This window comes from Pseudarthrobacter sp. L1SW (assembly GCF_020809045.1).
Taxonomy (GTDB): Bacteria; Actinomycetota; Actinomycetes; order Actinomycetales; family Micrococcaceae; genus Arthrobacter.
In genome coordinates, this window is sequence record NZ_CP078079.1 from 2,555,794 (window position 1) to 2,567,966 (window position 12,173).

Sequence of the window (12,173 nt, forward strand, 5' to 3'; positions counted from 1 at the left end):
AGGCTGTAGGGCAAGCCCAAGGACCAGGCCATGAAGATCAGTGTTGAGCGCACCGGAGGAACCGCCGCGATACCAAGGGTGTGGACTGTGGAAGCCCAATCCAAGAGCGCCATCAGCCAGTGGCAGCCAATCGTGGAAGCATGCCCCTGGGATTCAGTACCCAGGACGCCCAGGGCAGCCGCCGAGCAGTTTGCGGAAACCCAACCGGACCGGTTCATCTATTCGATCAGGGCCGGGCAACGCCGGGCAGCACTTCCTGAGCAGGCCGTCACCGGACCTTGGCGGATTCTTGTGGACAGCACCCGGGAAGCGGCCGAGGAACTGCGTGCCCAACAGCGCGGCGATGGACCGGCGCGCAGCTAACCTGCAGGGCGCTATCCCGCCACGGCCAGTTGGCCGCGGAAGGCACGGCGGTATGACTGCGGACTGGTGTCCAGGACCTTGGCGAAGTGGTGCCGCAGCAGGACGGGGTGCCCGAAGCCGGACTCCCTGGCGATTTCTTCGATGTTCAGGTCCGTGGATTCAAGGAGTTCCTGGGCCCGGAGCACCCGCTGTGAATTGAGCCAGGCGGCAGGCGTCGCTCCGGTCTCGGACCGGAAGCGCCTGGCAAATGTCCTGGCGGACATGTGCACGCGCGCCGCCAGCTCGTTCACGGTGTGCTCGCGGTCCAGGTTCTCCACCATCCAGCGCAGCAGTTGCTCCATGGGAGCTGAACCGCAGGTTGGCATCGGCCGGTCGATGAACTGCGCCTGGCCGCCGTCGCGGTGCGGAGGAACCACCATGTCCCTGGCGATCGCCGCAGCCACATGCGCCCCGAGTTCTACGCGCACCAGGTGGAGGCACGCATCGATCCCGGCGGCCGTCCCTGCGGACGTGATGATGTTGCCGTCCTGTACGTAGAGGACGTTTTCGTCCACCTGGACGCGGGGATACTCGGCAGCCAGTTGGCCTGAGTAGTGCCAGTGGGTGGTGCAGCGGCGCCCATCCAGCAAGCCGGCGCGGGCCAGGGCAAAGGCGCCGGAGCAGATGGACATCACCCAGGCTCCCCTTGCATCAGCGGCCCGCAGCGCCTCAAGGACGGATTCGGGCAACTCGTCGTCCCTGCCATAGGGGGCCATGATGACCAGGTCCGCATCCTCGGTGGCCTCCAGTCCGAGGCCGACGTTCAGGGACAGGCCGGACTTCAGCCGGACATTGCCCGGCTGCGGCGTGCAGACGCGGAAGTCGAAGGCCGGGACGCCGCTTCCCCGGCCGGATCTGTCGATGCCGAAGACCTCGCAGGCAGTGCCGAACTCGAACATCGAGAAGTTGGGAACCACGATCACAGCCACTGATTTGAGCATGCTTCCATTGTGGCAGAAATTAGAGCTTTTTGGGCATTTCTGCCACTTCTTCTTGCTCCGGGCAAGGAGAAACATGGAGGCATGGAAATCCTCATAACCCTCCTCGTCATCCTGTTCCTCCTCGTGATCGCCGCCACGGTGTCAGCGCTCCTGCGTGATGGCCGGGGGCATACGCCTCCTGTTGAATCCCACGAAGCCTGGTCTGCCCTGGACCTCCCCAGCATCAACTACACGCTCCGCGTCTTCTAGCAAGCCGAAGCAAAGCCACCGGACAACTGCCGGCACTACAAACGGGAAGCCCGGGCTCCCGCAGTAGACTGTCAGCAGACATGACACTTCACATCACCTATCCCGCCGAGCTGCCGGTCTCCGAACGGCGCGAAGACCTGATGGCAGCCATCGCGGCGAACCAGGTCACCATCATCGCCGGCGAGACCGGTTCCGGTAAGACCACCCAGATCCCCAAGATGTGCCTCGAACTTGGCCTGGGCGACAACGGGCTGATCGGCCACACCCAGCCACGCAGGTTGGCGGCACGCACGGTGGCCGAGCGCATCGCCGAGGAACTGGGCGTGGACATCGGCCAGGAGGTGGGCTTCCAGGTCCGCTTCACCGGCGAGGTCAGCCGGTCCACCAAGGTCAAGCTGATGACCGACGGCATCCTGCTGGCGGAAATCCAGCGCGACAAACTGCTGCGCAAGTACAACGCGATCATCATCGACGAGGCCCACGAGCGAAGCCTCAACATCGACTTCATCCTTGGCTACCTCAAACGGATCCTGCCGCAGCGCCCGGACCTCAAGGTGATCATCACCTCCGCCACCATCGACCCCCAGCGGTTTGCCGACCACTTCGGTACGCCGGAAAAGCCCGCTCCCATCGTGGAGGTTTCCGGGCGGACCTACCCCGTGGAGATCCGCTACCGCCCGCTGTCCCAGCCGCCGGGCGGACCCGGCCCTGACGACGAAGAGAATGCTTCCGACGACGAACTCGAGGAAGACCGCGACCCCCTCGACGCCGTCTGTGACGCGGTGGACGAACTCGCCGCGGAAGCACCGGGCGACATCCTGGTGTTCTTCTCCGGCGAGCGCGAGATCCGGGATGCGGCGGATGCCCTCCAGGCCCGCATCCAGACCAACCGCCGGCTGGCCGGAACCGAAGTGCTTCCGCTCTTCGCACGGCTGAGCCTGCAGGAACAGCACAAGGTCTTCCATCCCGGCAGCAAGCGCCGGATCGTCTTGGCCACCAACGTTGCCGAGACCTCGCTCACGGTTCCCGGCATCAAGTACGTCATCGACACCGGCACGGCGCGCATCTCGCGGTACTCGCACCGCACCAAGGTCCAGCGCCTGCCCATCGAGCGGGTCTCCCAGGCTTCGGCCAACCAGCGGTCAGGCCGCTGCGGACGCGTGTCCGACGGCATCGCCATCCGCCTGTACTCGGAGGAAGACTTCGAGTCCCGGCCCCTTTACACCGACCCCGAAATCCTGCGCACCAACCTGGCCGCCGTCATCCTGCAGATGACCGCCATGGGCGTGGCGCGTGGTCCCAAGGATGTCGAAAACTTTCCCTTTGTGGAGCCGCCTGAAACGCGGGCAATCAACGACGGCGTCACGCTGCTCCGTGAACTGGGCGCCTTGGCTGCGGCCCGGCCGCAGAACGGCACGGACGGAGCGAAAAGCGGAGGTGGGCTCACCGCCGTCGGGCAGAAACTCGCCCAGCTGCCGGTGGATCCCCGCCTGGGCCGGATGATCGTGGAGGCGGGCAAACGCGGCTGCGTCCGCGAGGTGATGATCCTCGCTGCCGCCCTGACCATCCAGGACCCACGCGAGCGCCCGACAGACAAGCAGCAGCTCGCGGCGGAAAAGCACAACCGGTTCAAGGACGAGAATTCGGATTTCACCGGCTTCCTCAACCTGTGGAACTACCTGCAGGAAAAGCAGCAGGAACTGTCGTCGTCGGCCTTCCGCCGGATGTGCCGGGCGGAGTTCATCAACTACCTGCGGGTGCGCGAGTGGCAGGATCTCTTTGCCCAGCTGCGCCAGTTGGCCCGGCCCCTGGGCATCACCCTCGACAACAAGCGGCTTGCGGATCCCGTGGGCAACCACGACGGCATCCACATCAGCCTGCTGTCCGGCCTCCTGAGCCACATCGGCATCCTGGACGAGCGCAAGCGCGAGTATGCAGGAGCCCGTGGCAGCCGCTTTGCCATCTTCCCCGGCTCGGCACTCTTCAAGAAGTCGCCCACGTTCGTCATGGCCGCTGAGCTTGTGGAGACCAGCCGGCTCTGGGCCAGGGTTGCCGCCAAGTTCGACCCCGTCTGGGCGGAGCAGGTGGCCCCGGACCTCGTGAAGCGGAGTTACAGCGAACCGCACTGGTCCACCCGGCAGGGCTCCGTGATGGCTTACGAGAAGGTCACCCTCTACGGTGTGCCGATCATCGCCCAGCGCCGGATCAACTACGGCAGGGTGGATCCCGTCGTCGCCAGGGAACTTTTCATCAGGCATGCCCTGGTGGAGGGTGACTGGAAAACCCACCATAAGTTCTTCCACCGCAACCGCGCACTCCTGAATGAGGTGGAGGAACTCGAGGCAAGGATGCGCCGCCGGGACCTCCTGGTGGACGACGAGACGCTGTTTGAGTTCTACGATGCCCGGATTGGACCGGACGTTGTGTCCGAGCGGCATTTCGACAAGTGGTGGAAAGAAGCGCGGCAGAAGAATCCGGACCTCCTGGATTACGACAAATCCCTGCTCCTCAGCGACGACGCGGACGGCCTCGACGAAGCCGCCTACCCCAAGACCTGGCTGCACAAGGGCTTCGAGCTGCCGTTGAGCTACGAGTTCCACCCCGTGGCGCCAGGCTCGCCGCCGGATCCGTCCGACGGCGTCACGGCCGAGGTCCCGGTGCTGTTCTTGAACCAGCTCGATGACAAGGCGTTCCGTTGGCTCATCCCCGGCCAGCGCGTGGAGCTGGTGACGGCCCTGATCAAGTCGCTGCCGAAGCAGATCCGGAAGAACTTCGTCCCTGCCCCGGATGTGGCCCGGCAGGCGGTGGCAGTCCTGGAAGCCGACTTTGATCCCGCTTCCGACGAGCTGGAGCCGTCCCTCGAGCTTGCCCTGCGACGCATCCGCGGGCATGTCATCCCGCCCGGCTCCTGGAACTGGGACGCTGTGCCGGCACACCTCCGGGTGAGCTTCAAGGTGGTGGACAGCAAGGGCACTGTCCTGGGCGAGGGCAAAGACCTTGCAGCCCTGCAGGAGGAGCTTGCTCCGGCAACCCGGCGGGCCATTGCCGAGTCGCTGGGGGCCACGCCCGCATCCACCGCGCCCGGTGCCGGCAATGGCAAGAAGGCAGCGCGGCAGGCAACAAAGGCGTACGACGGCGGACCTGACGGCGTGCGGCAGCAGGCAGGGGCGCAGGGAGGCACCGCTTCCACGGGCTTCAGGGAGCAGGACGGCCTGACGGAGTGGACCTTCGGTTCCTTGCAGCGGCAGGTCAGCAACATGGTCAAGGGCCATACCGTCACCGGGTACCCAGCCCTCGTGGACCAGGGAAAGTCGGTCTCGCTCCGGGTGTTCCAGACACCGGCCGAGCAGGCCGAGGCCATGCGCGGCGGGGTGGTCAGGCTGCTGGCCCTGCGCGTTCCGGCTCCTGACCGCTATGTGCTGGAGCACCTGAGCAATACGGAAAAACTCACATTCAGCCAGAACCCGCACGGCTCCGTCTCAAGCCTGATCGCGGACTGCGCCCTGGCCGCCATCGACAAGCTCACGCCGGCTGAGCTGCCTTGGGACCGGGAATCCTTTGACCGGCTGTATGAGGTGGTCCGGGCCGAGCTGATCGACACGGTGTTCAGCGTGACCGCTGTTGTGGAACGTATCCTGGCCAGCACCCGGCGGATCGAAAAGCAGCTGAAGGGGACAACCAGCCTGGCGCTCATCAGTGCCCTCAACGACATCAAGAGCCAGCTGGAACAGCTGGTGTATCCCGGTTTTGTGGCACGGACTGGCTACGCCCAGCTCAGCCAGCTCCCCCGGTACCTTTCGGCCATCGAGAAGCGGCTGGAACGGCTTCCCGGCAACGTCCAGCGCGACGCCCTGAACATGGCGGTGGTGCAGCGGCTCGAGGACGACTACGACGACGCCGTGTCTGCCCTGCTTCCCGGACGCAAGGCCGGTCCTGAGTTAACCCAGGTGCGCTGGATGCTGGAGGAGCTCCGGGTGAGCCTTTTCGCCGTCGAACTCGGAACCGCGTATTCGGTGTCCGAGAAGCGGATCCGCGCCGTGCTCAACAAGGCGCTCGCCCCGGCCTAGGCGGAACCTGGGCCGGGGACGGGCTGCCGCGGCTGGACGGCCTAGGACGGGACGAACTCGCCGTACCCGGCAGCCCGCAGGCCCTGGCGGAGCTTCTCGGCGTTGGCGTCGAGGACGTCCGGATCCGGGTCCTGGTCCGCGGTGGCGAAGTTGAACTCCGCCATGCTCCTCGAGGGCCAGACGTGCACGTGGAGGTGGTTGATCTCATAACCCGCCACGATCAGCCCGGCCCGCGCCGCGTTGAAGGTCTCCACCTGCACAGCACCGATCCGCCGGGCAACTTCCATGACCTTCGCCAGCGTTTCCGGCGAGGCGTCCGTCCACCGGTCCACTTCCTCCGTGGGTACCACCAGGGTGTGGCCGTCAGCCAGCGGACCGGTGGTGAGGAACGCGGAAACATCCGGCTCGCGCCACACGAAGCGGCCCGGGATTTCGCCGTTCAGGATCCTGGTGAAGAGCGTGCTCATGCGTCTGCCTCCTTGGCGGGTGCCTGCAAGGTGCTGGTATCCAGCACGAATCGGTACTTCACGTCGCCTGCCACCATCCGGTCGTAGGCATCATTCAGCTGGTCTGCCCGTACCACCTCGATGTCTGCAACAACGCCGTGCGCGGCGCAAAAATCCAGCATCTCCTGGGTCTCGGCGATGCCTCCAATCAGCGAACCGGCGTAGGCGATCCGGCGCCGGATCAGCGCGCCGGGGTTCACGGGCGGCATCGCCTCGGACGGCAGGCCGAGCTGGAAGAGCACACCGTCAACCCGGAGGGTCCGGAAGTAGGGGTTCAGGTCGTGCGGGGCCGCCACGGTGTCGATGATGAGATCGATGCTGCGGTTGGCCGCCGCCATCGCCGCTTCGTCGCGGGACAGGACCACCTCATCGGCTCCCAGCTCGAGGGCCGCCGCGACTTTTGCCTCCGACGTGGTGAACACCACCACTTTCGCTCCCATTGCCTTGGCGAGCTTGACGGCCATATGGCCGAGTCCGCCCAGCCCCACCACGCCCACAACGTCGCCTTCTTCGACGTCGAAGTGCCGCAGCGGCGAGAACGTGGTGACGCCGGCACACAACAAAGGGGCAGCGGCGGCAGGGTCGAGGGCTGCCGGCACCCGCAGGACGTAGCGTCGGTCCACCACCACCGAGGAGGAGTAGCCGCCCTGCGTCACGGCGCCGCCGTTCCGCCGGTCCTCGGCCCCGTACGTGCCGGTCATGCCCTTTTCGCAGTACTGTTCCAGGCCGTCCAGGCAGCTTTCGCATTCGCGGCAGGAATCCACCATGCAGCCCACGCCCACGCGGTCGCCCGCGGCAAAATCCGTAACGGCCGAGCCCACCCGGCTGACGGTGCCCACAATCTCGTGCCCCGGGACCAGCGGCCATACCTTGCCGCCCCACTCGCCCCGGGTGGCGTGCACATCCGAGTGGCACAGCCCGCAGAACTCGATGGCGATTTCGACGTCGTCCGCCCCGGGAGAGCGCCGGGCGAGGGTCAGCGGCACCAGCCCGCTTTCGGGCGACGTCGCACCGTAGGCCGCAGCCAGGCGTCGGCCGCCGGAAGCAGCGGCTTCCGGAGTGGCGATGGTCCCGGGAGTGGCAGGTTCCGGGGCTACTGGCTTGGCAAGGGGCGGCGGTACGGGGCGTCCTGGAGTCATAGTGCGACGCTACCCTTGCCCGCAGCCGTGTTTCCACTCGGCAGTCCGCCGGCGCGGCCGGGCTCTGCGCCGGTTGCCACCGGCAGGTCCGGGTGGTTGGACCATTCCGAGAACGATCCCGGATACAGCGCAGCCCGAAAACCGGCGAGTTCCAGGGCTGCCACCTCATGGGCAGCGGTGACCCCGGACCCGCAGTACACCGCAACCTGGACTCCGTCCCGTACGCCCAGCGACTCGAAGCGGCGGCGGAGGGCAGCGGGCGGCAGGAACCGGCCGCTGCTGTCCACGTTTTCGGACGTGGGCGCGCTGACCGCGCCCGGGATGTGCCCGGCCCGGGGGTCCACAGGCTCGAACTCGCCGCGGTACCGCTCCCCGGCGCGGGCGTCCAGCAGGACGCCGGCATGCGGCCAGTGGGCGGCAGCAGCGGCGTCGACCACCGGCATGTTCCCGTCCGCAAGCGACACGCCTCCGGCTTCCGGGAAAACCTGGCCCGCTTCCAGGGGAAGGCCTGCGGCACGCCAGGCGGCCAGTCCGCCGTCGAGCAGGCAGGCGTCCGCGAAGCCGGCATTCCGAAGCATCCACCACGCGCGCGCCGCGGCCATGTTGCCGCTGTCATCGTAGGCAACCACAAGATCGCCGTCGTTGATGCCCCAGCGCCTGGCGCTTTCCTGGAAGTCTTGGACAGGCGGCAGCGGGTGCCTCCCGCGCTCCGGAACTGCCGGGGCGGCAAGCTCAGTGGCGAGGTCCACGAACACGGCGCCCGGCAGGTGCTCCTGCAGGTAGTTGCGGTGGCCATGAGGATCGCCCAGGGCCCAGCGGACATCAAGGAGCACCGTGGGCCGGCGCTCCGCAAGGCGGGCCTGCAGCCCGGCCACGTCGATCAGCGGGTTCATGACACTTCCCTGGCAGCGGATGGGAACGGGGGCGCGCTCAAACCTCCACCGACTCCCGGGCAGCCAAATGGGTGTACTCGGTGCCGTACTTGGCGCCGATCCTCTGGACATGGCCTTCCACGATCTTCAAGCCGTTGTCGTTGAGCAGACCGTCATGGATCTGGAACGCCTTCGGCGCCCGGACGCCAATCACAAAGTCCAGCACCTCGGCGGACTTGCTCCACGGCGCGTGGAGGGGAACCAGCAGGGTCCTGACGCTGATCCCGTCCGGAATCACGAAGGAGTCCCCCGGGTGGTAGACGTTCTCGTCGATGAGGTACCCGATGTTGGCCACGAGGGGGATCTGAGGATGGATCAGGGCATGCTGGCCGCCGAAGCTGCGGACGGCGAATCCGGCAGCCTGGAACGTTGACCCAGGGTTCACGGCGTGGATCCGGGCAGCTTCACCGGTGGCCTTGTCCTGCAGCTGGCCCGCGACACGCGCCGGAGCGAACACTGCCAGCCCAGCGTGTGCACGCAACGCCTCCACCACTACCGGAACGTCAATGTGGTCCGCATGCTCATGCGTGACCAGCACCGCCTCCGCACCCTCCAGGGCCTCCGCTGACTCCGAAAAGTTGCCCGGATCCAGGACCAGGACGCGGCCGTCCTTTTCGAGGCGGACGCAGGCGTGGGTGTATTTGGTCAGCTTCATAGCGCCAGCCTAGGGTCCCCTTCCGGACCATGTCCACGAAGCTCCGGCTGGTAATCTGGATCTTTGCCACCATCCTGAGGAAGCGAGTCCACCCATGCCCTTCGGCGCCAAGGCTGATTCCACCACCCCGCCCCCCTTGTCGGGCGGCGGCAAGGAACAGCGCGTCACGAAGCAGCGCCTGGCAGTAAGTGCCGCCCTGGATGAACTGGACGACTTCGTCAGCACGCAGGAACTGTACCGGATCCTGCAGAACCAGGGCGTCTCGGTCTCCCTGGCAACCGCCTACCGGATCCTTCAGTCGCTCGCCGACGAGGGCCTGGTGGACGTACTGCGCAACGGCGACGGCGAGGCGGTGTACAGGCGCTGCGCCGTCACCGGGCACCACCACCACCTGCTGTGCAGGAACTGCGGCAAGGCCGTAGAAGTGGAGGCCCCCGCCGTCGAGACCTGGGCGGCGCGCATTGCCGCCGAGCACGGGTACACCGAGGTAGCGCACACGGTGGAGATTTTCGGGCTGTGCCCGGAGTGCACGGCGCGGAAGGCCGCCGGCGGCGCTTAGGGGCGGCGCTTAGGGGCGGTGCTTAGGGGCGGTGCTTAGGAAGCAGCCAGGACCCTTCCGTTGATGCCCCTTCCGGCCCGCACGGATCCGATCACGCGGCACACCACGTAGATCAGGAACGACAAAGTGGTGACGTAGGGGCTGATGGGGATGCGGCCGCCCAGGGCCAGCAGGATCCCGCCCACCGTGGCCGTCATGGCAAACGCCACGCTGAGCACCACCACCGCCACCGGCGAGGACGTCACCCGCAGTGCCGCGGCGGCCGGGGTAATCAGCAGGGCAAGGACCAGGAGCGCCCCCACCACCTGGATGGACAGCGCCACGCTGACGCCCAGGAGGATCATAAACACGATGGCAAGCGTCCGCACGGGAACACCCCGGGCCTCTGCGAGTTCCGGATCCACGCTCGCGAAATTCAGCGGCCGCCAGATCGCCACCAGCGCCAGCATCACCACCACGGCGGTTCCGGCGAGCGCCTGGAGCTGCACCGTATCCACGGACACGATCTGACCGGTCAGCAGGCCGAACTTGTTCGCAGCCCGCCCCTCGTAAAGGGACAGGAACAGGATGCCAAGCCCCAGCCCGAACGGCATGATCACGCCGATGATCGAGTTCTTGTCCCGTGCCCGGACGCCCATCAGGCCAAGGAGCAGGGCGGCGGCAACCGATCCGATCAGCGATCCGAAGACGATGTCCGCACCGATCAGCAGCGCAAAGGCGGCGCCGGCGAAGGAGAGCTCGGAAATTCCGTGGACCGCGAAGGCAAGGTCGCGCTTCATGACAAAAGTGCCCACCAGGCCGCCCAGCAGGCCCAGGACGGCGCCTGCCCAAATCGAGTTCTGGACCAGGACCAGCAGCTCCCCGTAGTTTTCGAAGCTGAAGATCGCGCCAAGTATGCTGTCCGCGTCCATCAGGCAGCCTCTCCCGCCAGGGCGTGGGTCTCCGCATGGTGGTGCGTGGTGGCGTCAGGCAGGCCCACCACCACAATGCGGCCGTTCGCGTGGATGACCTCGACGTGGCTGCCGTAGAGCTCGGAGAGGACCTCCGTGGTCATGACTTCCTCCGGGGTCCCCACCTTGAAGCGTCCTCCGGCCAAGTACAGGACCCGGTCCACGTAGTCGATGATGGGGTTGATTTCGTGCGTCACGAACACAACTGCGCTGTTGTTCTCGTGGCACTGCTTGTTGATCAGGGCGCTGACCGCCTGCTGGTGGTGCAGGTCCAGGGAGAGCAGGGGTTCGTCGCAGAGCAGGACCTGGGGGTCCGTGGCAAGGGCCTGGGCCACGCGGAGCCGCTGCTGCTCGCCGCCGGACAGCTGGCCCACCGGGACCTTTGCGTAGTCCTTGGCACCTACCAGTTCAAGGAGTTCGTCAATCCTGCGGTTGGCCTTGGCAGAGTTCAGGCGCAGGCCCCAGCGGTGGCCATCCACGCCCAGGCCCACGAGGTCCCTGGCCCGCATGGGAGTGTCCGGAGCGAACGATTTCTGCTGGGGAATGTAGCCGATCAGGCTGCTGCCGCGCTCCACGGGGCGGCCACCCAGTACGGCCTGCCCGCGGTGCAGTTCCTGGAGCCCCAGCAGGACCTTCAGGAAACTGGTCTTGCCGCTGCCGTTGGGACCGAGCACGGCGAAGAACTCGCCGGGCTTAATGTCCAGGTCCAGGTCCTCCCAGAGCGCCCGCTTGCCGAACTTCAGGGACGCTCCGGTGAGGCTGACCAGGGGTTTCAACTATTTGTCTCCAGAACTTTGCTGATGTTGTCCACATTGTCCGTCATCCACTGCAGGTACGTCTTGCCCTCGGGCAGTGTTTCGTTGAAGTCCACCACCGGAACCCCGGCAGTTTCCGCGGCTTTCTTCAGCGACTCCGTCTGCGGGCCTTCGGTTTGGCTGTTGTAGGCCAGGAGCCGCACCGACTTTGTTGCCACGAGGTCGGTTGCCGCCTTGAGGACTGCAGGCGGCACGTCAGAGCCTTCTTCAATCGCAGCAGTGTAGTCCGCGGGGGTGGCGTTCACCAGCCCGGCATCCTCGAGGAGGTAGAGGGGCACGGGTTCGGTGACGGCAACCTGTGCTCCGGCCGAGACGGGCTTGAGGGCCTCGAGCTTTCCGTGCAGCTCTTCGACGCTGGATTTGAAGGCGGATGCGTTGGACTCGAAGGTCGAAGCTGAAGCGGGGTCCAGCTCGCCGAGCTTGGAAGCGATGCTGTCGGCCAGCTGCTCCATGGCGTGCAGGCTGTACCAGACGTGCTCATTCAGTTCGCCGTGATCGTGCGCGGAGCTGTCCCCCGCCGGCGCTTCGGTAGTGGTCGCCCCTGCGGAGGCGGTTTCCTCCTCCGGATGCGCCAGGCCGGAGAGTTCGACGGCGTTCAGCACCTTCGCGTCGTCCAGGCCGCTGTCCTGGGCGAGGGTGTGGATGAAGCCGTCGTAACCGCCGCCGTTCTCGAGGACAAGGTCCGCCTTGGAAACTGCGAGCCGGTCCTGGGCTGTCGCCTCATAGGAATGCGGGTCCTGGCTGGTCTTGGTGATGAGGGCCGTAACGCTGACCTTGTCCCCGCCGATCGTCTTGGCGATATCCCCGTAAACGTTGGTCGAAGCCACCACGTTGATACCGTCGGCAGCCTGGGTTGACGGCTGCGCCTGCGGGCTGCATGCGGTGAGCAGGAGGCCTAGCCCGGCAAGGGCGGCGAGGGACGATCGGGCAGCGGCGGAACGGCGCACGGAAACCTCAT

General features: G+C 66.4%; 12 protein-coding genes. 4 read left to right on the top strand and 8 right to left on the bottom strand.

All coding sequences use genetic code 11. The features are described 5' to 3' along the window. The first annotated feature begins 30 nt into the window (after positions 1-30). On the top strand, positions 31-363 hold the full coding sequence (locus tag KTR40_RS11795; protein WP_139029646.1) for a protealysin inhibitor emfourin: 333 nt from the start codon (positions 31-33) through the stop codon (positions 361-363). Positions 364-374: 11 nt separating this feature from the next. Here KTR40_RS11795 and KTR40_RS11800 read toward each other — a convergent pair whose 3' ends face one another. Then, on the bottom strand, positions 375-1,343 hold the full coding sequence (locus KTR40_RS11800) for a GlxA family transcriptional regulator (protein ID WP_139029647.1): 969 nt from the start codon (positions 1,341-1,343) through the stop codon (positions 375-377). Positions 1,344-1,424: 81 nt separating this feature from the next. Here KTR40_RS11800 and KTR40_RS11805 point away from each other — a divergent pair, with 81 nt between their 5' ends. Next, positions 1,425-1,592: a hypothetical protein gene (locus KTR40_RS11805; RefSeq protein ID WP_171059018.1), complete on the top strand. Its 168-nt coding sequence runs from the start codon at positions 1,425-1,427 to the stop codon at positions 1,590-1,592. 80 nt (positions 1,593-1,672) lie between these two features. After that, positions 1,673-5,659 carry an ATP-dependent RNA helicase HrpA gene (hrpA, locus tag KTR40_RS11810; protein ID WP_228403863.1) on the top strand — a complete coding sequence of 1,329 codons (3,987 nt, stop codon included), beginning with the start codon at positions 1,673-1,675 and terminating at the stop codon, positions 5,657-5,659. A 41-nt stretch (positions 5,660-5,700) separates the two neighbouring features. Here the strand turns inward: hrpA and KTR40_RS11815 are convergent, their stop codons facing one another. Genes KTR40_RS11815 through KTR40_RS11830 form a run of 4 tightly spaced genes read right to left on the bottom strand, consistent with a single transcriptional unit; the run spans position 5,701 to position 8,891 of the window. After that, positions 5,701-6,126, bottom strand: coding sequence for an HIT family protein (locus tag KTR40_RS11815; RefSeq protein ID WP_139029649.1), 426 nt, complete (start codon positions 6,124-6,126; stop codon positions 5,701-5,703). Beyond that, a complete protein-coding gene (locus tag KTR40_RS11820) occupies positions 6,123-7,304 on the bottom strand; it encodes an NAD(P)-dependent alcohol dehydrogenase (RefSeq protein ID WP_228403864.1) in 1,182 nt (393 codons plus the stop codon). The genes KTR40_RS11815 and KTR40_RS11820 overlap by 4 nt, the downstream gene beginning before the upstream one ends. Continuing rightward, on the bottom strand, positions 7,301-8,197 hold the full coding sequence (locus KTR40_RS11825; RefSeq protein ID WP_228403865.1) for a sulfurtransferase: 897 nt from the start codon (positions 8,195-8,197) through the stop codon (positions 7,301-7,303). The genes KTR40_RS11820 and KTR40_RS11825 overlap by 4 nt, the downstream gene beginning before the upstream one ends. 37 nt (positions 8,198-8,234) lie before the next feature. Then, positions 8,235-8,891: an MBL fold metallo-hydrolase gene (locus tag KTR40_RS11830; RefSeq protein ID WP_228403866.1), complete on the bottom strand. Its 657-nt coding sequence runs from the start codon at positions 8,889-8,891 to the stop codon at positions 8,235-8,237. 94 nt (positions 8,892-8,985) lie between these two features. Between KTR40_RS11830 and KTR40_RS11835 the strand changes: the two genes are divergently transcribed. Beyond that, the gene (locus KTR40_RS11835) at positions 8,986-9,450 is read left to right on the top strand and encodes a Fur family transcriptional regulator (protein ID WP_228403867.1); all 465 of its coding nucleotides are present in this window, start codon (positions 8,986-8,988) and stop codon (positions 9,448-9,450) included. A 35-nt stretch (positions 9,451-9,485) separates the two neighbouring features. Here KTR40_RS11835 and KTR40_RS11840 read toward each other — a convergent pair whose 3' ends face one another. The 3 genes from KTR40_RS11840 to KTR40_RS11850 are packed head-to-tail and all read right to left on the bottom strand — an operon-like array spanning position 9,486 to position 12,162. Continuing rightward, positions 9,486-10,361 carry a metal ABC transporter permease gene (locus KTR40_RS11840; protein ID WP_228403868.1) on the bottom strand — a complete coding sequence of 292 codons (876 nt, stop codon included), beginning with the start codon at positions 10,359-10,361 and terminating at the stop codon, positions 9,486-9,488. Continuing rightward, positions 10,361-11,176, bottom strand: coding sequence for a metal ABC transporter ATP-binding protein (locus KTR40_RS11845; protein WP_228403869.1), 816 nt, complete (start codon positions 11,174-11,176; stop codon positions 10,361-10,363). Before KTR40_RS11845 ends, KTR40_RS11840 begins: the two co-directional genes overlap by 1 nt. Beyond that, positions 11,173-12,162: a metal ABC transporter solute-binding protein, Zn/Mn family gene (locus KTR40_RS11850; protein ID WP_139029656.1), complete on the bottom strand. Its 990-nt coding sequence runs from the start codon at positions 12,160-12,162 to the stop codon at positions 11,173-11,175. The genes KTR40_RS11845 and KTR40_RS11850 overlap by 4 nt, the downstream gene beginning before the upstream one ends. Positions 12,163-12,173: the final 11 nt, after the last annotated feature.